20 protein-coding genes and 3 pseudogenes are annotated in these 18,365 nt (G+C 62.3%); 14 read left to right on the forward strand and 9 right to left on the reverse strand.

Going from position 1 to position 18,365, the window contains the following annotated elements; all coding sequences use genetic code 11:
* Positions 1-21: 21 nt before the first annotated feature.
* Positions 22-498: a hypothetical protein gene (locus ACIGJG_RS05755; protein ID WP_483672866.1), complete on the reverse strand. Its 477-nt coding sequence runs from the start codon at positions 496-498 to the stop codon at positions 22-24.
* Between the two features lie 183 nt (positions 499-681).
* On the opposite strand from ACIGJG_RS05755, the gene ACIGJG_RS05760 reads away from it, so the two are divergent.
* A complete protein-coding gene (locus tag ACIGJG_RS05760; protein WP_483672868.1) occupies positions 682-1,239 on the forward strand; it encodes a flavodoxin family protein in 558 nt (185 codons plus the stop codon).
* Between the two features lie 184 nt (positions 1,240-1,423).
* Positions 1,424-1,895 (forward strand): annotated as a pseudogene (locus ACIGJG_RS05765) (response regulator); the annotation flags it as partial.
* A gap of 1 nt (position 1,896) precedes the next feature.
* Here the strand turns inward: ACIGJG_RS05765 and ACIGJG_RS05770 are convergent.
* Positions 1,897-2,681, reverse strand: a pseudogene (locus ACIGJG_RS05770) (helix-turn-helix domain-containing protein).
* Positions 2,682-2,743: 62 nt separating this feature from the next.
* On the reverse strand, positions 2,744-3,031 hold the full coding sequence (locus ACIGJG_RS05775; RefSeq protein ID WP_011297327.1) for a hypothetical protein: 288 nt from the start codon (positions 3,029-3,031) through the stop codon (positions 2,744-2,746).
* A 281-nt stretch (positions 3,032-3,312) separates the two neighbouring features.
* On the opposite strand from ACIGJG_RS05775, the gene ACIGJG_RS05780 reads away from it, so the two are divergent.
* The 6 genes and pseudogenes from ACIGJG_RS05780 to ACIGJG_RS05805 all read left to right on the forward strand — a co-directional run bounded on the left by ACIGJG_RS05780 (position 3,313) and on the right by ACIGJG_RS05805 (position 6,574).
* Positions 3,313-3,735 (forward strand): Hsp20/alpha crystallin family protein, encoded by a 423-nt coding sequence (locus tag ACIGJG_RS05780; RefSeq protein WP_011297328.1) that lies wholly within the window; start codon positions 3,313-3,315, stop codon positions 3,733-3,735.
* Between the two features lie 26 nt (positions 3,736-3,761).
* Positions 3,762-4,226 (forward strand): CBS domain-containing protein, encoded by a 465-nt coding sequence (locus tag ACIGJG_RS05785; RefSeq protein ID WP_011297329.1) that lies wholly within the window; start codon positions 3,762-3,764, stop codon positions 4,224-4,226.
* A gap of 81 nt (positions 4,227-4,307) precedes the next feature.
* Positions 4,308-4,951: pseudogene (locus ACIGJG_RS05790) on the forward strand (BON domain-containing protein).
* Between the two features lie 60 nt (positions 4,952-5,011).
* Complete coding sequence (locus ACIGJG_RS05795; protein WP_011297331.1) at positions 5,012-5,224, forward strand: DUF2188 domain-containing protein; 213 nt, start codon at positions 5,012-5,014, stop codon at positions 5,222-5,224.
* Between the two features lie 88 nt (positions 5,225-5,312).
* Positions 5,313-5,918 carry a nitroreductase family protein gene (locus ACIGJG_RS05800; RefSeq protein WP_166486993.1) on the forward strand — a complete coding sequence of 202 codons (606 nt, stop codon included), beginning with the start codon at positions 5,313-5,315 and terminating at the stop codon, positions 5,916-5,918.
* Positions 5,919-5,947: 29 nt separating this feature from the next.
* A complete protein-coding gene (locus ACIGJG_RS05805; RefSeq protein ID WP_483672869.1) occupies positions 5,948-6,574 on the forward strand; it encodes a phosphoribosyltransferase in 627 nt (208 codons plus the stop codon).
* Here the strand turns inward: ACIGJG_RS05805 and ACIGJG_RS05810 are convergent.
* On the reverse strand, positions 6,549-7,016 hold the full coding sequence (locus ACIGJG_RS05810) for a rhomboid family intramembrane serine protease (protein ID WP_483672870.1): 468 nt from the start codon (positions 7,014-7,016) through the stop codon (positions 6,549-6,551). The two genes, ACIGJG_RS05805 and ACIGJG_RS05810, sit on opposite strands and share 26 nt — an antisense overlap.
* 290 nt (positions 7,017-7,306) lie before the next feature.
* Here ACIGJG_RS05810 and ACIGJG_RS05815 point away from each other — a divergent pair, with 290 nt between their 5' ends.
* The 3 genes from ACIGJG_RS05815 to ACIGJG_RS05825 all read left to right on the forward strand — a co-directional run bounded on the left by ACIGJG_RS05815 (position 7,307) and on the right by ACIGJG_RS05825 (position 9,025).
* Positions 7,307-7,810 carry a BCAM0308 family protein gene (locus ACIGJG_RS05815; RefSeq protein WP_483672871.1) on the forward strand — a complete coding sequence of 168 codons (504 nt, stop codon included), beginning with the start codon at positions 7,307-7,309 and terminating at the stop codon, positions 7,808-7,810.
* Between the two features lie 30 nt (positions 7,811-7,840).
* Positions 7,841-8,515, forward strand: coding sequence for a dienelactone hydrolase family protein (locus ACIGJG_RS05820; protein ID WP_011297336.1), 675 nt, complete (start codon positions 7,841-7,843; stop codon positions 8,513-8,515).
* A 135-nt stretch (positions 8,516-8,650) separates the two neighbouring features.
* The gene (locus ACIGJG_RS05825) at positions 8,651-9,025 is read left to right on the forward strand and encodes a TraR/DksA family transcriptional regulator (RefSeq protein WP_011297337.1); all 375 of its coding nucleotides are present in this window, start codon (positions 8,651-8,653) and stop codon (positions 9,023-9,025) included.
* Between the two features lie 22 nt (positions 9,026-9,047).
* On the opposite strand, the gene ACIGJG_RS05830 is transcribed toward ACIGJG_RS05825, so the two are convergent.
* The 3 genes from ACIGJG_RS05830 to ACIGJG_RS05840 all read right to left on the reverse strand — a co-directional run bounded on the left by ACIGJG_RS05830 (position 9,048) and on the right by ACIGJG_RS05840 (position 10,380).
* Positions 9,048-9,308, reverse strand: coding sequence for a hypothetical protein (locus ACIGJG_RS05830; protein ID WP_220631468.1), 261 nt, complete (start codon positions 9,306-9,308; stop codon positions 9,048-9,050).
* 120 nt (positions 9,309-9,428) lie between these two features.
* Positions 9,429-9,674 (reverse strand): hypothetical protein, encoded by a 246-nt coding sequence (locus tag ACIGJG_RS05835; protein WP_483672872.1) that lies wholly within the window; start codon positions 9,672-9,674, stop codon positions 9,429-9,431.
* Positions 9,675-9,714: 40 nt separating this feature from the next.
* On the reverse strand, positions 9,715-10,380 hold the full coding sequence (locus ACIGJG_RS05840) for a SagB/ThcOx family dehydrogenase (protein WP_483672873.1): 666 nt from the start codon (positions 10,378-10,380) through the stop codon (positions 9,715-9,717).
* A gap of 329 nt (positions 10,381-10,709) precedes the next feature.
* Between ACIGJG_RS05840 and phaZ the strand changes: the two genes are divergently transcribed.
* Positions 10,710-11,885, forward strand: a complete 1,176-nt coding sequence (phaZ, locus tag ACIGJG_RS05845; protein ID WP_483672875.1) for a polyhydroxyalkanoate depolymerase — start codon at positions 10,710-10,712, stop codon at positions 11,883-11,885.
* A 144-nt stretch (positions 11,886-12,029) separates the two neighbouring features.
* Here the strand turns inward: phaZ and ACIGJG_RS05850 are convergent, their stop codons facing one another.
* Complete coding sequence (locus tag ACIGJG_RS05850; RefSeq protein WP_483672876.1) at positions 12,030-13,544, reverse strand: bifunctional aminoglycoside phosphotransferase/ATP-binding protein; 1,515 nt, start codon at positions 13,542-13,544, stop codon at positions 12,030-12,032.
* Between the two features lie 57 nt (positions 13,545-13,601).
* Positions 13,602-14,066 (reverse strand): lecithin retinol acyltransferase family protein, encoded by a 465-nt coding sequence (locus ACIGJG_RS05855; protein WP_483672877.1) that lies wholly within the window; start codon positions 14,064-14,066, stop codon positions 13,602-13,604.
* A gap of 982 nt (positions 14,067-15,048) precedes the next feature.
* On the opposite strand from ACIGJG_RS05855, the gene ACIGJG_RS05860 reads away from it, so the two are divergent.
* Entirely contained in the window at positions 15,049-15,534 is a 486-nt protein-coding gene (locus tag ACIGJG_RS05860) for a carboxypeptidase regulatory-like domain-containing protein (RefSeq protein WP_483672878.1), read from the forward strand.
* Between the two features lie 160 nt (positions 15,535-15,694).
* Complete coding sequence (ppsA, locus tag ACIGJG_RS05865; protein WP_483672879.1) at positions 15,695-18,094, forward strand: phosphoenolpyruvate synthase; 2,400 nt, start codon at positions 15,695-15,697, stop codon at positions 18,092-18,094.
* The last annotated feature ends 271 nt before the right edge of the window (positions 18,095-18,365 follow it).

Consider the following 18,365-nt stretch of genomic DNA (forward strand, 5'->3'; position numbering starts at 1 on the left):
ACCCTTTGTGCGGGCACCGCGTCAGCTCCCGGCTGCAGTTGTCGCCGGCTGGCGGCTTGCTTGCCCAAGGGGCCACGTCATGATCTGGCTGACGTTATCGAAGATGCCTCTGAACTCGGTCAGCGGCGGGATAAAGCCGCCACCTGCGCCAAGTGCATTGCGCTGGGACTCGGCCCAATGTTCCGTGCCGGCGCGAAGGTGTTCAAGAAAGCCAGATGCCGCTTCGACGGAAAGCTTTCCTGCCGCGCGCGAGAATTCCGCATTGCGTTCGATCTGCTCTGCGAGCATCTTGGTCGGTATGCCGTGAAACGCGTTCCAGTCGGGCGCAGCCGACATGGCCGCGAGCATGCGCTGGCCGCCCTTGATGTCGTCTTCCAGAGCCTTCACTTGCAGCTTCAGCATGGCCTGGCGGGCTTCCTCCATCAGGATCATTGCGCGCAGCGCCGCCTGGTGGCCGCTGCGGATCATTTCAAACGTCGGGTCGGTGGCCGCGGACATGGTTAACTCCCTTGAGTGACAGGAAAATGCCTGTTGAAAATACTAGAACAGGCGACCCAGTGTGGATTGATGCATGTCAAATTGAGGCGGCCGTCCGGTTGGGGAACAAGCCGGCCTTTTCCCAGGCTGGTCAGATTGACATGCATCAAGAGGGATTCGCCTCAGCTTCCTAGCATTCCATGCATGTCCCGGCGCGCCCGACGTCGGGTGAGGAGCCTCCCCCTGATCGTGTATTACTCACGGACCGGCACGGCCAGGCAAGTCGCGGAGACCTTGGCGGCGTACACCGGCTGGGGGCAGGCAGAAGTTCGGGACGAGAATCCCAGGGCCCGCTTATACGGCGATTTGCGCTGCGTGCTCGACATGCTGCTGCATCGCACGCCGGCATGCCACTACGAAGGGCCGCTACCCAGCGACTGCGCCCATGTGGTTGTCGTTGCACCGGTATGGCTCGGACGTCTGGCGGCGCCCACGCGCAAGTTCTTGCTGGACCATGCGCCGTTCTCCGGTTCCGTGTCCGCAGTCTGCGTCATGGCTTCTCGTGGCGGTTTCCGCGCGGAGGACGACATTGCCTTCCTGACCGGCAAGACGCCGGGGCCCGCCCTCGTGCTCAAGCAGCGCGACGTGCAGAGCGGCGCGGCCGCTGAACCGCTGGCAGCGTTCGCCGCGGCACTGCGCAATCGTCAGACAAGGCCCGAAGCCATCGTAAGGCCAGCGTGGATATCGCCCAGAGAGGCCTAGCCTCCCGCCCGCCTTGCAGGCAACCTGACGGAGATATGGAATGTACAAGAAGATTCTCGTGGCAGTCGACGGCAGCCACTGCAGCGACATGGCCCTGGACCATGCGATCGGACTGGCCGCCCTCTGCGACGCCGACCTGAAGGTCGTTCATGTGATCGGATTCCTCTGGAAAAAGGGTTATGAAATGACGCGCGTGCTCATTGCCGATGACCATGCCGTCGTGCGCGACGGTCTCAAGCATATCCTGGAGCGCGCCGGCAAATTCGATGTGGTAGGCGAAGCCGCCGACGGCAGCCAGGTCCTGAAGCTCGTGCGCGACTGCGCGCCGCAGGTGCTGCTGCTCGACTTGTCGATGCCAGGCCGCAGCGGCCTGGAACTGATCCGCCTGTTGCGGGACGAGCAACAGGCGCTGCGCATCCTGGTACTGACCATGCATGCGGAGCAGCAATACATCGTGCGCGCGTTCCAGGCCGGTGCGGCGGGCTATCTGACCAAGGAAAGCGCTGCGACCGAGCTGGTTTCGGCGATCACCCAGGTGGCAAGCGGGGCACGCACGCGTCAGCCAGGCAATTGCCGGCAAGCTGGCGACCAGCCTGGAACATCAGGACGAAGCACCGCACTTGCGCCTGTCCGACCGGCATGAGCAACGTCATAGGTTTATCGCAGATCGAGTGCTTCAAGATCCAGCAGTTCGATCTGCTTGCCCTGTACCCGAATCAGTCCTTCCTGCTGGAAGCGCGACAGCGTGCGGCTCGCGGTCTCCAGGGTCATGCCCAGATAACTGCCGATGTCCTCGCGCGTCATGCGCAACGTAAAGCATGTCGGCGAATAGCCCTGCGCTGCAGGCGACGCGAGATGTTGAGCAGGAAGGCCGCCACGCGCTGCTCCGCCGTGAGGTTGCCGAGCAGCATCATCTGGCCGGTCTCGCGCACGATTTCCGCGCTCATCATCTTGTGCACCTGTTGCTGCAGCGATTTGACTTCGCGGCAAAGGGCTTCCAGCAGGTGGAACGGGATCACGCAGACGGCGCTGTCTTCCAGGGCAATGGCGTCGCAGGTGTGGACCTCTGTCGAAATGCCGTCGAGGCCGAGCGTTTCGCCGGGAAGGAAAAAGCCGGACACGCATTCCCTGCCGCTAGGGTGAGAGAGCACGGTCTTGATCGAGCCCGAACGCAGCGCGTAGATACTCTGGAACGGATCTCCGGCGCGGTAGAGCGCTTGACCTTGCCTGACCATCTTCCAGTTCTTCACCACGCTGTTCAGGCGCACTATGTCCGTCTCGTCGAGGTTGGACGCCATGCAGATGTGCCGGAGCATGCAGGTGGAGCACTGGGCACCCGGCTTCGGTGCGTTTTCGGTGGACAGCCTTGCATGGCGGTCAAGGGGGGCGCTGATCGCGTGTTGCTCGAGGTCGGCCGACGGCGAGTCACTGGTTCCGAACATCGTTGTCTCCAGATGGCGGTGCTATCAGGGGCGCGTCTGCTGGCCCCGAGAGCCCGGTACTCCTATGGTTCGCTGCTTCTTGGTGCTGTGCCGGAGATCTCCAGCAGAGCGGTGCGCAGTTTGTCGACTTCCAGCGTCTTGTCGAAGCAATAGCTTCCGCCGGCCCGCAGGCAGGCCTTGCGCATCAGCGCAGACCCGCTGTTGGAAAGCACGATCAAGGTGCTTTCCGGCAGCTTTACTGTGAGCAACCGGACGTGCCGCAGGCTTTGTCCGGTGCGCAGTCCGACCAGCACGATATCGGGGCGAAGCGCCTCGAGTGTCGGCAAGTCGGCTTCGGCATCCGTACCCACTCCAAGTCGTGGAGTTGGGTGCGGTGGCTCATGTCCGCAGTATCGTCGCCGGCCGCCCCTTTCGAAATCAGGCGGGGCTGAGACTGGTGTCAGGCTTGAAGCATGCCCTGTCAGGTTTACCTGACAGCGTCGCGGCGGATTCCGACTTCGGCAATGTCGCTCCAGCGCCGCATGGAAGTCGATGCAGCGGCCTTGATGCAGAACAAACGCCCGCGGCGCTCAACTGCCAATCTGGAAGCAGCCGGCCTTTCGGTTCTGTTCCAGTTTCCAAGGAGATCACCATGACCAACCTCAGGCACTTTGATCCGTTCTCTGTCGAACCCATCAGCGACATGCTGCAGGGCATGCTGCGCTCATTCCGCGGGACTGCAGATAACGGTCTGGCATTCAAGGTCGATGTGTCGGAATCGGAGAGCGCCTACACCCTGGCTGCGGAACTGCCTGGTGTGAAGAAGGAGGACATCGACGTATCCGTTGACCGCGGCACGGTGATGATCAGCGCAAAGGTGGAGAAGTCCTCCGAACAAAAAGAGGGCGAACGCGTGATCCGGCGCGAGCGCTACAGCGGCTCGATGCAGCGAGCCTTTACGCTGGACGCCAGCATCGACGAGGGCAAGGTCGAGGCCAGCTACGACAACGGCGTGCTGCGCGTGGTCCTGCCCAAGAAGGAGACATCGCCGCAACAGCGGATTACCGTGAAGTGAAACCATGTCTGAAAAGGAGTACGGCAATGAGAATCGACGAGCTTTGTACGCGTGAACCTGTCCATATTCCGCTTTCCTGCACATTGCAGGAAGCAGCAGTGCAAATGCGTGATCAGCATGTGGGCTCATTGATCGTCACGGAAGCAACGGCGTCAGGCACGCGCGTTGCCGGTGTGCTGACCGATCGGGATATCGTGCTTGGCAGCACGGCGGCCGGGACAGACCCTTGCACCAATCAGGTGGGGGACATCATGACGCGCGGGCTGGTCACTGTCGGCCGCCACAATGGTGTTGCCGATGCGATGCAGTTGCTGCTCTCGCATGGTGTGCGCCGGCTTGGCGTGCTCGATGGTGAAGCGCTCATCGGAGTGATTTCGATGGACGACATTGTCGGCGCCATGGCGGCGGAGTGGGGCATGCTATCCACGATCATCAGCAATGAGCAGGAGCGCGAGCGCACCGGCCATACCCAATCGGCGCTTCATGTCTGAACCATTGCAGGAATGGCGGACCTCGCCGCCGCACAGGCGCGTCGCATGCCGTTCCTCAAATCCATGTTGTGAGATGTCTCGATGAAAACCGATCTTCAACTCAAGAAGGACGTCACGGAAGAGCTGGACTGGGATCCCGCCATCGATGCGGCAGCCATTGGCGTGGAGGTACGCGAGGGCGTGGTAACGCTCAGCGGTCACCTGCCCAGCTATGCCGAGAAGCTTGCAGCCGAGCGTGCTGCGGAAAAGGTCTCTGGCGTGCGCGCGGTGGTAGTGAACCTCGATGTCCGGCCCACGGGGAATTCAGCGATGAGGCGATTGCCACCGCCGCACGGGATGCTCTGCAATGGCATGTGCACGTGCCTGCCGATGCGATCAAGCTGCGTGTCGAGAAGGGCCGCGTCACGCTGACGGGCGAAGTGGAGTGGGGGTACCAGAGCAAGCTTGCCGAGCGTGCCGTGTCGCAGTTGCGCGGTGTGACCGGTGTGACGAACCATATCAAGATGCGGATGCGCCCCGCGCCCGACGATGTGGTCGAACGCATTGAAGCTGCGTTGCGCCGGCATGCCGAGCGTGAAGCGAAGCACATCAATGTCTCGATGAAAGAGGGCACGGTGACGCTGAGCGGCCGGGTAGATTCACGCGCGCAACGACTGGCCGCAGTTGGTGCGGCCTGGTCTGCGCCCGGAGTTGGCGCCGTGGTGGACGATCTGGAATTGTCCTGAAGCGCGACGGGGAGGTGAGCGCGCAGGCGCCCACCTCCCCCGAATGAGCGTGGTGGCGCGATGCCTTGGAATTCCAGCTACTTTCCCATCTCGATGAAGAACCTTCAACCCGAAGTCAGGGCGAAAGCGATCGCGATCGCCAATGCGCTGCTGGAACAGGGTTACGGTGAAGGCATGGCGATTCGCATTGGCATCGCGCAGGCGCATCGCTGGGCCGAGCGCCATGCCGTTGAAAACGCCGCCATGCGTTCGCCGGCACACTACCGGCCATGAAACGTGCAGCGCGCAGCGCAGCGAACACGACGGCCGGCGCCACCTGTTTCCGCACGATGCCAGGGCCCTCGAAATTCAGGAGCGTGACGTGACCCATCCCATCGTTTCATCCGAAGTCCCCGTGGAATACATCAACCTGCCGGAGCCTCAGACCGAAGGCGGCATGCCGTTGATGACCGCGCTTCACAAGCGCCGGTCTGTCCGCAGCTTTGCACAGCGTCCGCTGGACGAGGCACTGCTGTCCACGCTCTTGTGGGCGGCATTTGGCATCAACCGGCCAGATACCGGCTTGCGCACTGCGCCATCCGCACGCAACTGGCAGGAGATCGACGTGTACGTTGCCATGCCGGACGGGCTCTATGCACTCGAACCGGCAGCGTGGCGACTCAGGCTGGTGACCGGCGAAGACCTCCGCGCGGCCACCGGCCTACAAGACTATGTATCCACTGCGCCGCTTGACCTCGTCTATGTCAGCAGGCTGTCGAAGCTCGACGAGACTGACAAGCCGATGCGTCAGTTCTATACCGCGCTGGATACCGGCTACATCAGCCAGAACGTTTACCTGTTCTGTGCCGCATCGGGCTTGGCCACGGTGGCGCGGGGGCTGCTGGATCGGCGCGCGCTCGCAAAGGCGATGCGGCTGGACCCCGACCAACGCGTTGTCCTGGCCCAAAGCGTTGGTTTTCCCGCATGACTCAGCGAGGGCCGCAGAAGGAGGACAACATGCCGTTCATCGACAGGGAGGACGCCGCCAGGCAACTGGCGAAGGCGCTGCGCCGATACGCTGGCAAGCATCCGCTTGTGCTGGCTGTTCCGCGTGGAGCCGTCCCCATGGGCGCGATCGTTGCCGAAGCGCTCGACGCGGAGTTCGACGTCGTGCTCGTACGCAAGCTTGGAGCACCAGGGAACCCTGAACTTGCTATCGGCGCTGTGGACGAGAGTGGCTGGACGTATCTGACTCCCCATGCCGCGATGTACGGTGCGGACAGCGTATACGTTGACCGCGAACGGGCCTGCCAGCTTGAAACGCTGCGCCGCCGCCGGGCCATGTACACGCCCGGGCGTGACGCCGCCAGCGTGGCGGGCCGTGTGGTGATCATCATTGACGATGGCCTGGCGACCGGCGCTTCGATGATCGCCGCACTGCACGCCGTCCGGGAGCAGAAGCCTTCACGCCTGGTATGCGCAGTGCCGGTAGCACCTCGGCAGACGCTGGAGCGCCTGCGTCCGTATGCGGATGAAGTGGTCTGCCTCGAATCGCCGCCAGCATTCCGCGCAGTCGGTGAGTGCTATGGCGAGTTTCCGCAGGTTGAAGACGAGCAGGTCATTGCCTGTCTGATCGCGCGCTGAGACGGGAGCATGCCAGCCGATGACGTCGATTCAATAGCCCGAACACGGCGCCGGAAGCACCGATGGTGGGCATGTGTGCCGGCGCAATATAGCCAAGCACCGCACACTGGATCAAACCGGCGCTGACCAGGCTTGCCAAATAGACAGCGAGCATGTGGCCGGGCCCGAGACTTGCCTCGACGCTCCGGCCGAACATCCACAGGCCGAGCATGTTGAACGCCAGGTGTGCGAGGTTGGCATGCAGGAAGCCATAAGTCAGCAACTGCCACGGCGCGAACCTGACCTCACCGTCCGCCGGCATGCCAAGTATGGGTGGCCATAGTGCGAATTGCTGTGCCAGAGCACCGTCTGTCGCCACCTCGCCAGAGAACGCAACGATGTTCAGGAGGATCAAAAGCGTCGTCATGTCCGGTCTGGTCCCTGGCTCTGCTTCCTCAAACATAGGCAAGCCATGGCAACGGAAATTGCTCGGTATCAACGAATGTGGAAACGCTTGGCTGTGGTATTTGCCCGAAACTGGGTCAGTCCTTTCCTGTGTACGCCGAGCGCCGGTGCAATTTCTTTGATCCAGCTTAAGTCGTGGTCTGGCCGGGCGCATAGCTTATCCCTATGTGACCAGCGGTTGCCGCCAACCCGAAACCTGGCCGAAGTTGACGCCGCCAGGTGCACCATCTTCACCTGCACGCCTGGCGTTTAGGCGCGCTGAAGAATCCCATCAACGAGGAGCCCAACATGAAAGTCCGCGCACAGTTCGTGAAAGTCCGACCCGTTCGGTGGAGTCCGTTTCCGGTCGAGCACATTTCCGACCGCTACAAGCAGCCCGCCGCCGCGCCAATTGTGGCGACCTGTCCCGTCTGCCACGCTGTCTTCATGCGGGGCCACTGGCAATGGCGCCCGGCGCCCTCCGGCGCGGCACACCTGGTGTGTTCGGCATGCGCGCGCACCGCTGACGGCATTCCGGCGGCGCGGGTGGTGCTTGCAGGCGGCTTTGAGGGCGCCCATCGCACGGAGATCCTCGCTCTTGTCCGCCATAGGGAAGCCGGATTGCGCGCGCAGCATCCGATGGAACGGCTGATGTCCATCGATTCCGACGACCAGGGCACCGTCATCGCGACCACTGGCGTGCACCTTGCGCGCGATATCGGCAATGCCATCCATCACGCTTACCGCGGCAAGCTTGCGATCGACTACGACCATGCGGAAACCGAACTGCATGTGAACTGGCACCGGGATTGATCGGAGCACCCGAACAAGAAGGGGGCGCGAATGAAACTCGTCACTGCGCAGCAGGTAATGATCCACGCGGATGACGTGGTCCTTCCGGGGGAGCTGGCCATGCCTGATGCAGCCCGCGGGTTTGTACTGTTCGCCCACGGTAGCGGCAGTTCCCGCCATAGCCCGCGCAACCGTCTGGTCGCGTCGATGCTGCATGATGCGGACATCGGTACCTTGCTGTTTGACCTGTTGACCCCGGAAGAGGATATTGGCCTGAGGCGGCGTTTCGATATTGCGCTGCTGAGCGACAGGCTCAGCGCTGCGACGGAATCGATTGAACGCCTGGCAGGGCAGCGCGATCTTCGACTTGGCTACTTTGGTGCGAGCACCGGCGCGGCCGCCGCCGTGCGTGCCGCCGCGGCGGCGCCGGCGCATCTGCGCATCGATGCCGTGGTGTCCAGGGGCGGGCGTGTCGATCTGGCAGGTCATGACGCACTCTGCCGCCTCGCGTCTCCGCTGCTGATGATTGTCGGGGAAGCCGATCCGGTCGTCGTCAACCTCAATGCGCGCGCGGCGGCGTGGATATCCTGCGAGAAGCGGCTGGAAGTGGTTCCCGGGGCGACCCACCTGTTCGAAGAGCCGGGTGCGCTCGAACAGGTAGGGCGGCTTGCGGCCGGATGGTTCGCGCGCCATTTCGCCGCAGCAGAAGCGGAAAGCGGCACATAGCGCCTTGCTGTCCTGGGCATTCCCGTTCCAGCATCTCTCCATATGGATGCCGAGTCATACATCTCGGCATCACGCAAAGCACCAGAGTTCGACATACGAGCAGAAAGCGATGATGAAGGATCAAGGAGACCTGTCATGCCCGAGTTGACAACGCAGGAGTTGGCGGCCCTGGCCGTGCAACTGGACGCCAGCGAGGCCCGCATCCGGGATGCCGTCGGGACGGCAGCCTCGCCGCTTGCGGGCCCAATGCAGCGGGAGGCGCGAGACGATGCTGACCTGGCGGAAGAGGAAGTCGTACAGCGCCAGGCGGACGCGATGCTGGAACATTACCGCACGGAACTCGCCGACATACGGGCGGCCAGGGAACGCATGAAGGCGGGGCAATACGGCACGTGTACGGATTGCGGCGAGGCGATACCGTATTCGCGTCTGCAAGCTTACCCGACCGCCAGGCGATGTGCTGACTGCCAGCGCGGGCACGAACGTCTGTTCGCTCGTGATCGTCAGTAAGGCGTGGCGCCCCGCAGGTATGCTATTCGTGACTAAGATCCATGCCGAAGCCGCCAGCCAGTTCACAGTCGATGGCGCCGGCCGCATACGCGAACAGCCAGTTCTCTGCTTCCTGCGGCGTTGCGGGCGGATGAAGCCAGTCCGGCGTAAAGCGCACGCCCATATCGCGGTTCGGCCCGCTGATCTGGACGCGACCGACTGAACTCGACGCGCCCGGAGCCATGCTATCGGGCACGAAGATCACAATCCGGAATCCTTTGTACGACCGTTCTCGTTCTGCCATTTGATCCTCCACTGACGGATTGGAGCCGACGGGGCCTGGACTTCCGCATCGCAAAAAATAAAACGAGGGCGCGTACAGGCGGGCGCGCCCCCGGCCATGGGTTCAGGACGGCGAAGGCGTTTAGGGAAGATCGTACTCCCGCATCATCTCGGCGGTGATGGCTTTGACTGCGGCCTGGCATGCTGGCGTGACGCCGGGGAAGGCTTCAATGCGCCAGTTGCACCCGCTGTTTGTGCCGGGGTCGACGCGTAGCGGGAGCGGAATCTCCGAATCACGGCAAGCGTCGACAAGGAGGTCGGCATTTTCCTGCAGTCGACGCAGGATTTCATTGCGGATCTGCTCCGCGCTTCCCGTGTTCTTGATCATCTCAGTGTCTCCTGATAAAAGCGTTGGCTCTCCCGCGCCGTCATGCCTGTGTAGTGACATGCGAGGCAGCCCGCCCGACGGTCTGCGACAGGATCGGCTCCTCATCCTCGTTCAGCGACATATGCTCGGCGAGCAGCCGCCGGTTCAGCCAGCCACGTACGACGGCGCCAAGCCCTGCCGATGCGCAGTACAGGTAGACGTTTTCCGCCATGGCTCCCGCCGCCGCCGCGGAGAATGTCTCGCGCAGTTTCGGCGGCATGTCCTGCATGCGCCCGTGGTTGGCCACAAAGACCAGGTCAAGCGGCGCCATGCCGACAAAGTCCTGGTAGCCCGTCATGCTGCGCAAGTCGGCAGCGCGCTTCAGTTCCAGGCAATGGTGCACCGGGTCATAGCGATAGAGGCCCGCCGGTAGTGCGACGTAGACGTCAATCACGGTCTCACCATATGGCGATGGCGCGGTACGGCCACCACCGAGCGAGCGGTTGACGCCGGCGGCAGCCCACAGCAGTTCGCTCAGTTGCTTCAGCGGCAAGGGTTGCTGGTCGAATTCACGCGTGCTCTTGCGCAGCCAGAGAGTTCCCATCAGAGGCATGCCCGATGTCCGGTCGGGCTCGGGCAGCGTGATGACGCGCTCGCTGGTGCCCACGGCCGGACGTGGCAACAGGCCTTTGACGGGCTCGTACGGAAGTCGCTTCAGGTCGTTCATGGAAGACTCGCATCGGTGAGTGTGGAACGCGCCGTACGGATCTGGACGGCGCTGCCTGCCTCAAAATCTAGACCGCACGGGAGGCCGTGGCTTGCGCTCCGTCAAGGCTGGGTCGGATGAAGCAGGGGTGGTGCAGGCGCAAACGTTAGAGACAAGCTTGCGCTGCCTCAAGCAAGCGCCCCTTCTGTGGATTATCTTGATGTCAGGCGCGTGCATGACAGCGAGATCATCGGAGACACCGGCGACATGCGCCTGTCGGTCGATCGCGTTGGTGACATCGCGCCCAGCACAAATCAGATAAGCGGCCGGAACCCTCTGGCAGCCGCAACATGAATTCCTCGATAGGCAGTCCGGATGACTTTTCCGCGGCGTGGGCAGGGATGGGGACATTCTTTTCCGCCATGCGCGGCGCCCAGTTTGCCTATGCCTATGAGCTCTTCCAGAGGTCGATGCGCCAGTTCGGGCCGCCGTCCTACCAACTGGATACGGTCTGCCGGGATGGCAAACGCTTACCCGTGAAAATCGGCGTTGTGGCCGAAGCCCAGTTCTGCCGTTTGCTGCATTTCTCGGCGGGCGACGGCCGCGACGTACGTCGGATGCTGTGCGCGCCGCTGGCCGGGCACCGTGCAGTGGTGGTCCGCGATGCGATCGAAGCCATGCTCGTCGATGCGGATGTCTATGTCACGGACTGGATTGACGCCCGGGACGTGCCGCCGGAAGCCGGTCCGTTCGGACTGGCGGATTGCGCTTTGCTGCTGGAACAGTTCATGACGCTTCTCGATCCGGCGTTCCTGGATGTGGTAGCGATCTGCCAGGCGACCGTTCCCGGCCTGGCGGCCGTGTCTCGCCTGGCATCCAGAGAGGCACAGCAGGTAAGGGCGCTGGTGCTGATGGGCGGCCCTGTGGATGCAAGGCTTCACCCGACCAGGCTCGGCGACATTGCGGCGATGACGCCCGTACCGATGTTTCTCGAGCACTGCACAGGCGCCGTGCCGCATGGGTATCGCGGGGCGGGACGCATCGTCTATCCGGGCTTTCTGCAGTTGCCTACGCTGGCAAGTGGTCAGCCGGAACGGCTGGCGGCCCTGGTGCTCGATGCGCTGCCGTATCCGTGGCCAAGGTTCCGAGCGCAGCGAGATCTCGTGCCGGCAGCCGTATCGGGGTATGCGGCGATGATGGACATGCCGGCCGAATTCGTGCTGGATACCATGCGGATCGTCTTTCGCGAGCACCTGTTGCCACGTGGCTTGTGGTCCATCGGGGAAGTGCCGGTGGATGCAGCAGCCATGCGGGAAACGCGGCTACTGACGGTCGAAGGGGCGCTGGATGCGATCACCGGCGCGGGGCAGACCCACGCCGCGCAGGCGCTATGCCGCCGTCTTGATAGACGTTTATGTGCGCAGATTACCGTGCCGGGTTGTGACCACTATGGGTTGTTCTCGGGCCCCGTGTGGCGCAACCGCGTCTATCCCGCGCTACGGAGTTGGCTCAACGCGCCGGCATAGCAACGCCGATCACGGCGCGCCGGGATACGCGTCAAGGGCTTGATTGAGGCAAGTCAATTTGCCGAGGACGCCATGACCTGTGTTGGTCAGATCGACCCCGCACGGCGCATGACGGCCGCAGGCAAGCGGGAAGCCTGCGGCACGTCAGGCCGGCAAAAAGGGCGGGGTGAACTTGCTTGCCGGAACGGCACAGGCACGCTGTGCCTCGGTCAGGGGCTCCTGTACGCGCAGTTGCCAGGCCAGCGTGGCGCAGTCGGCCTCGGATGCATCCTGGCCCGACTGAGCCCGTGCCAGGATACGCGTTCGCAGCGTATCGACGGGTGCTTCGCACTGGACAATGAAGAACGGCACGCCGAGACGGCGCGCCAGGGCCATGGCGCGGTCCCTCTGCCGGCAAGACAGGAACGTGGCGTCGGCGATCATCGCAAATCCCGCACTGCAGCCAATACGGCAAATGGCCCGCAGGCGTTCATAGGTGCGATCCGTCTCCCTTGTGTCATACCGGCTGTCTGTCGCCCGCGCGCCGTGGCGCAGTCGCCGGCGCTCGACGTCCGAGCGCACGCGCACCATTCCCACCGTTTCCGAGATTCCCGCAGCGACGGTCGACTTGCCGCTGCCAGACAAGCCATGCATCACCACTAGCGCGGCTGGGCGGCGGGCAAGGATGCGCCATGCCAGGGCCAGCAGATTGCGGCATTCCACATGGGCGGCCGACATCGGCGCGTCCAACGTGTTGCGCCGCTGGTGCGACCGTTCAAGCAGCACGCGCGCCCGGACCAGCGCGCGCATGGCGACATAGAGCGGCAATAGCTTCAGCCCCGCGTAGTCGCCGGAATGTTGCAGGTACGCGTTGAGCAGGCGATAGGCCAGGTCCTGCCGGCCATGATGGAGCAAGTCCATGAAAGGAAAGGCGATGTCGCTGATGGTGTCGATCCAGCGCAGGCCCGGATCGAACTCCAGGCAATCGAATGGCGTTGGCTCACCGTCCAGCCATACGATGTTGCCCAGGTGCAGGTCGCCATGGCATTCGCGCACATGACCGCTCTGTAGGCGCGCCCGTATCGCCTCACCAAGGGCGGCTGCGCGGGCGCGAACCAGTCTGGAAACCTCGGTCGACAGCCCGGAGCGGTCGTCCAGCCGCTCGATACCGCCGAGGCATTCGTCGAGGGTCGCATGCACGCGGGCGGGCGTGCCATATCCCTCTTCCAGGCGCGCGCAAGGCTGATCATGATGGAACCGGGCCATCCGCTCGGCAAGGGCATCGATATGCGCGGCCCGCAATCGGTTCTCGGTCAGCATTTCGCTGAACAGGTCCTGCTGTGGGAAGCGCCGCATCTTGACGGCGTACTCGACGGGGGTGCCTGCGCCTTCGACCTTGACGGACCCGGCCGTGTCCCCGGCAACGATGGGGACCACATCGAGATAGAGTCCCGGGGCCAGGGGGCGGTTCAGCCTGAGCTCGGTCTGGCAATCTTCACGGCGCGCTTGCGCCGTCGAGAAATCCAGGAAATCGAATCGCACCGGCTTGCGGACCTTGTAAGCGAAGTCACCGGCAAGAAACACGCGCGAAATGTGGGTCTCGATGACCTGCACGCGATCGACCGGATAAGGGTAGGCGTCCGGCATCGCCAATGCCGCCGTCAATACCACGTCGTCCAAGGGATGACCTCGCTGCCGTTGCCTGACGATCGTTTCAGTGTAGCGGCTGGCGGCGGGCTATGCCGCCGCGCGCGCCGGCGTTGCGAAAAGAATGCTGAGGATGGCTCGCACCGCACGCCATGGCCGGGTCATCAGTGTCTCCACTTGTTGGCTGCGGCCCTGACCAGACAGACACCACGTGCAGAAGTGTTCGCAGTTGTTGGTAAGGAGGTGGTAGTCATTTTCACCAAGCCGCGACGTCGCTCGCCGGACAATCTCCACGCCGATATATCGCGCCGCCGTGCTCGTTTCGACGCTGAGACCATATCCGTTGGAGAAGTCCGCCAGGGTAGTCTTTTCGACCGGGCCGCAGCGCAGGAGTCCCTTGAATCCGACATAGTGTATGACCTCGCCGTTGCCGGCATAGATGCCGTGATGAATGTAGCCTTGGCGACGCGTCACGAGATGCGCGCCAGGCGCAAGCGTTCCCACCAGTGCCGTCAGACCTGCTGCGGATTCGATGTATTGCGCGTCGTTGGTCATCGCACGCCCCTTTCTTCTGTACCTGGTGCGCCCGGCAGACCACTGGTGTGGGACTAATGTGACCGAAAACCCGAGCCAGCGACTTTGCCTGCGTGGATGCCTGGAGTATGGGCGGCGCGGCGCTTACCCGATATCAGCCTTGGACGAGAGTGCTGTACGGCTGGAGCGCTTCTTCTTGTATGGCGCGGATAACGCCGGTGTCGGACGATGGTGACGGCTTGTCAGGGAAATCTGACAACAGTGAATGAGAAGTACAACATCGACGGCCAAGCGGCACCGCGGATGGTCACGCTGTTCAATGCGGGACGCGAATGCGTGGACCTGCCAGTCCTTTCCAATTCGCGACCGGTTTAGTGTGCGGCGAAATCCACGGCTGCGCCCGCGGATTGGCACACCCTCTGCCCCCACAACCATCACGGACTTCAGTCGTCACTGCCCTAGGCCCGCATGACGTGAGGAAACTGGTTGGCGTCAGGCCAATGCGACTCAGGGTGCGACGCAGACGCGAGGCTTTGTTGACACGCATCAACCCAGCTCACCTGGCGCGCGCTACGTTTGAACAAACCGTGCCGAACCAAACTCGCCCCTGTATTGGGCTAGGTCTGTCGCGGACAACCGCGATTTCGTCTTTGAGATTAACCACGGCAAAGATGGCCGATATCTTTACCCTCACGGGCAGACAATGGCCCACACGCCTAAGTGCTACTAGCGAGCGAACGAGCATGGGGGTTGGCGGAGGTTCAGGCAGCCTCACAGGACTGGGGAGGCGATCCGCGCATAGGCGATCAGTGGAGCGCGGACGTCATCGTAATGGGTACGGGGAGGCGCTAATCGGGCTCCGTCTCAGAGCCAGTCACTACAAGGTCGGTTCGCCCAGTGCTGCTGGCGAAGGATCGATCTAATGGCGACCCACCCTGTACAGTCGGCTCCCATGTTGACCGGAAATCGGGGCCGTTATCGAGATTCAGAGGAGGACAGGCATATGCGGATCTCGAAAGGAATTGGCATCGCGATATTGTCGCTGTTGGCCGTGCTGGTGGCAGCGGGTTGCGCGACGCGGACGGAACCTGCGGAAGACCGCGTGCAGATCATGGAGCAGCGGGGTATTCCCTACGCCTGTGCCAGAGACGATGAAGCCGGCAGGCGGGCCATGGAAGATGTCGCCCCGCGCTTTAATGTTCGACTCAGCATGATCGATGCGGGCAGCGCCAGGCCGCTAAGCGGGGCGACCGTGGTCGTGGCCAGCGCCGATGGCAAGCGGTTACTGCACATTGTCGCCGGTGGTTCCCTGTTATACATGCGGCTCAAGCAAGGTGCGTACCGACTCACGGTCGGATACCAGGGTCGTGACCAGGTGCGAGACATCGTCGTCGCGGACCACCCACAGGACATGACGTTCCGATTCCAGGTGAATACGCTAGAAGATGACTGGCTGCTTTGCACGAGCACGAGTTGCCCGTGCCGCTGAGATGAGCCGCCGATTGGCGCGTTAACACCGCTTGCATTGCGCCACGAATGACGCCGCTGCCCCCGCGCCGACGTCACGGTCTGACGCTGATGACAGGTGCGGCGTGCAGCCTATGCCGATAAGGTCGTTGGCGTCAGGTGGAAGACTAGAGGAGCAGTTGATGGCTATCAATACCACGCAGTTAGTCTGGTTTGAGGAACTTCGGCGTGCCGACATCTGGCGCGTGGGCGGCAAGAACGCCTCGCTGGGTGAACTGTTAGCCAGCCTGACAACTCACGGCATCCGTGTGCCCCCCGGGTTCGCCATTCCTGTCGACGCTTACTGGAATTTCCTTGAGGCAAACGGCTTGCGCGCAGTGCTGTCATCAACGCTTTCTGCCCTTGCCAGCGGAAAGCTCACTCTGTCTGACGCAGGGCAGAAGATGCGCCGCACAATCCTCACCGGCGAGTGGCCTAGAGAGACCGCTCAGGCGATTGGGCAGGCCTATGCCACCCTGAATAGGCGGACCGGCCAGTCCAACGTGGACGTCGCGGTACGTTCCAGTGCCACCGCCGAAGATCTTCCGGAGGCGAGCTTTGCAGGGCAGCTGGAGTCCTATCTCAACATCAGAGGCGAGCACGCTTTGCTCGACGCCTGCCGCCGTTGCTACGCGTCCCTTTTCACCGATCGGGCAATCAGCTACCGCCAAGCGAAGGGAATCAATCACCTGCAGATTGGGCTGTCCGTCGGTGTGCAGCGCATGGTGCGCTCTGACCTGAGTGGCGCTGGTGTGATGTTCTCCATCGATACCGAAACCGGCTTCGATAAAGTGGTTCTCATCAACGCGGCATGGGGGCTGGGTGAGAACGTCGTCCAGGGAGACGTCGATCCCGACGAGTACGAAGTGTTCAAGCCGTTGCTGTCAGATCTTTCCCTCACGCCTATCGTCGGGAAAAAGCTGGGCACCAAGGCCAGGAAGCTCATATACACAAGCGATTCTACCTGCCCGACAAGGAATGTATCCACGACCTCAGGAGAACGCGAAGCTTTCGTGCTGAGCGACGAGGAAATCCTCACGTTATCGCGTTGGGCCTGCGCGATCGCCGATCACTACCGCCAGCCCATGGACATTGAATGGGCGAAAGACGGCAAAACGGGAGAGCTATTCATTGTGCAGGCCCGCCCTGAAACCGTCCAGTCACGACGCGAATCAAGTGCGATCAAGACCTATCGTATCAAGAAAGCTGGCATGCCATTGGTTACCGGTGTAAGCATTGGTGATGCCATCGCGACCGGTCCTATTTGTGTCATCGAGAATTTGCGAGAGATGGGGCGCTTCGTCGATGGCGCTGTGCTCGTGACACGGACGACCGATCCCGACTGGGTACCTGTAATGCGGCGCGCGGCTGCAATTGTCACCGACCAGGGAGGGAGAACTTCCCATGCGGCGATAGTCAGCCGGGAGCTAGGGCTTCCCGCAATTGTCGGGACGGGCAATGCAACTGGCGTGCTGCATGAGAAACAGGATGTGACGGTGTCTTGTGCCGAAGGCCGGGAGGGCTTTGTTTACGAAGGTATCGCCGAGTACGAAGTCGAGGAGATCGATTTTGGCAGTATCCCGACGACCCGCACCAAAGTCATGCTGAATTTGGCAAATCCGGCGGCAGCATTTCGCTGGTGGCGAATGCCCGCCGACGGCGTCGGGTTGGCGCGGATGGAGTTTGTAGTGAGCAACCATATCAAGATCCATCCAATGGCGCTGGCGCGCTACGACACTCTCAAGGACGACACAGCAAAGCGAACCATCGCTGAGCTGACGGCTGCTTACGCCAGCAAGACAGAGTACTTTGTGAGCCGGCTCGCGCGTGGATTGGGAAGGATTGCCGCCGTGCAATATCCGCGACCTGTGCTCGTTCGCATGAGCGATTTCAAGACGAATGAATATGCGCGGCTGATTGGTGGAGCGGAGTTCGAACCTACGGAGGAGAATCCCATGCTCGGATTCCGTGGGGCTTCAAGATACTATTCACCCCTCTATCGGGATGGGTTTGCCTTGGAGTGCCAAGCGATCGTCCGCCTGCGCAAACAAATGGGCTTAAACAATGTCATTGTCATGATTCCCTTCTGCCGGTCCACCAAAGAAGCGGATCTGGTGCTCGAGGTAATGGCGGAGAATGGCATCGTGCGCCACAAGGATGGACTTGAGGTCTACGTGATGTGCGAAATTCCGTCCAATGTCATCCTGGCAAAGGCTTTCGCCCAACGCTTCGACGGCTTCTCGATTGGCAGCAATGACCTGACACAGTTGGTGCTCGGCGTGGATCGCGACTCGGCCAATCTTGCTGGCTTGTTCGACGAGGAAGACGACGCGGTCAAATGGATGATCCGGAACGTTATTACACAGGCGCATGAGGCCAACGCCCACGTGGGCTTGTGCGGCCAAGCGCCGAGTGATCACCCTGATTTCGCCGGATTCCTTGTCCAATGCGGAATCGACTCGATCTCCGTGACCCCCGACAGCTTCCTGGCAGTTAAGCGCGCCGTTGCTGCGGCTGAAGCAGCTATCGCGTCAGTACGCTGAGCAGCGTTGGACCGAGTGCGTGTCGCATCGCTGCTTTGATATTCGGCAACAACAGCCAACGCCTATTGGTTCTACATGCGCCGCTCAGCAATTTTGAGCAGCGCCTGCATGGGCTTGCTGCCCGGCAGTTGGGAGGTCTTCGCCTCATCCCCAGCTTGAGGCCTCCCGGCGCGGACACGAAACAGGCTGCCAACACGCAGCCGGTGAGAGGCGGGTAGGGAGATGATCTTTGGACCTGGGCAGCAGTACCTGTGCGAGCGATCCGGCGGTG

It is taken from the genome of Cupriavidus sp. C1SS-2L, from assembly GCF_057073735.1.

Bases quoted from the DNA above. Each gene is read 5' to 3' on its own strand.
- ACIGJG_RS05755 (WP_483672866.1), bottom strand. From the start codon at position 498: ATGTCCGCGGCCACCGACCCGACGTTTGAAATGATCCGCAGCGGCCAC.
- ACIGJG_RS05760 (WP_483672868.1), top strand. From the start codon at position 682: ATGTCCCGGCGCGCCCGACGTCGGGTGAGGAGCCTCCCCCTGATCGTG.
- ACIGJG_RS05780 (WP_011297328.1), top strand. From the start codon at position 3,313: ATGACCAACCTCAGGCACTTTGATCCGTTCTCTGTCGAACCCATCAGC.
- ACIGJG_RS05785 (WP_011297329.1), top strand. From the start codon at position 3,762: ATGAGAATCGACGAGCTTTGTACGCGTGAACCTGTCCATATTCCGCTT.
- ACIGJG_RS05795 (WP_011297331.1), top strand. From the start codon at position 5,012: ATGCCTTGGAATTCCAGCTACTTTCCCATCTCGATGAAGAACCTTCAA.
- ACIGJG_RS05805 (WP_483672869.1), top strand. From the start codon at position 5,948: ATGCCGTTCATCGACAGGGAGGACGCCGCCAGGCAACTGGCGAAGGCG.
- ACIGJG_RS05810 (WP_483672870.1), bottom strand. From the start codon at position 7,016: ATGTTTGAGGAAGCAGAGCCAGGGACCAGACCGGACATGACGACGCTT.
- ACIGJG_RS05815 (WP_483672871.1), top strand. From the start codon at position 7,307: ATGAAAGTCCGCGCACAGTTCGTGAAAGTCCGACCCGTTCGGTGGAGT.
- ACIGJG_RS05820 (WP_011297336.1), top strand. From the start codon at position 7,841: ATGAAACTCGTCACTGCGCAGCAGGTAATGATCCACGCGGATGACGTG.
- ACIGJG_RS05825 (WP_011297337.1), top strand. From the start codon at position 8,651: ATGCCCGAGTTGACAACGCAGGAGTTGGCGGCCCTGGCCGTGCAACTG.
- ACIGJG_RS05830 (WP_220631468.1), bottom strand. From the start codon at position 9,308: ATGGCAGAACGAGAACGGTCGTACAAAGGATTCCGGATTGTGATCTTC.
- ACIGJG_RS05835 (WP_483672872.1), bottom strand. From the start codon at position 9,674: ATGATCAAGAACACGGGAAGCGCGGAGCAGATCCGCAATGAAATCCTG.
- ACIGJG_RS05840 (WP_483672873.1), bottom strand. From the start codon at position 10,380: ATGAACGACCTGAAGCGACTTCCGTACGAGCCCGTCAAAGGCCTGTTG.
- phaZ (WP_483672875.1), top strand. From the start codon at position 10,710: ATGAATTCCTCGATAGGCAGTCCGGATGACTTTTCCGCGGCGTGGGCA.
- ACIGJG_RS05855 (WP_483672877.1), bottom strand. From the start codon at position 14,066: ATGACCAACGACGCGCAATACATCGAATCCGCAGCAGGTCTGACGGCA.
- ACIGJG_RS05860 (WP_483672878.1), top strand. From the start codon at position 15,049: ATGCGGATCTCGAAAGGAATTGGCATCGCGATATTGTCGCTGTTGGCC.
- ppsA (WP_483672879.1), top strand. From the start codon at position 15,695: ATGGCTATCAATACCACGCAGTTAGTCTGGTTTGAGGAACTTCGGCGT.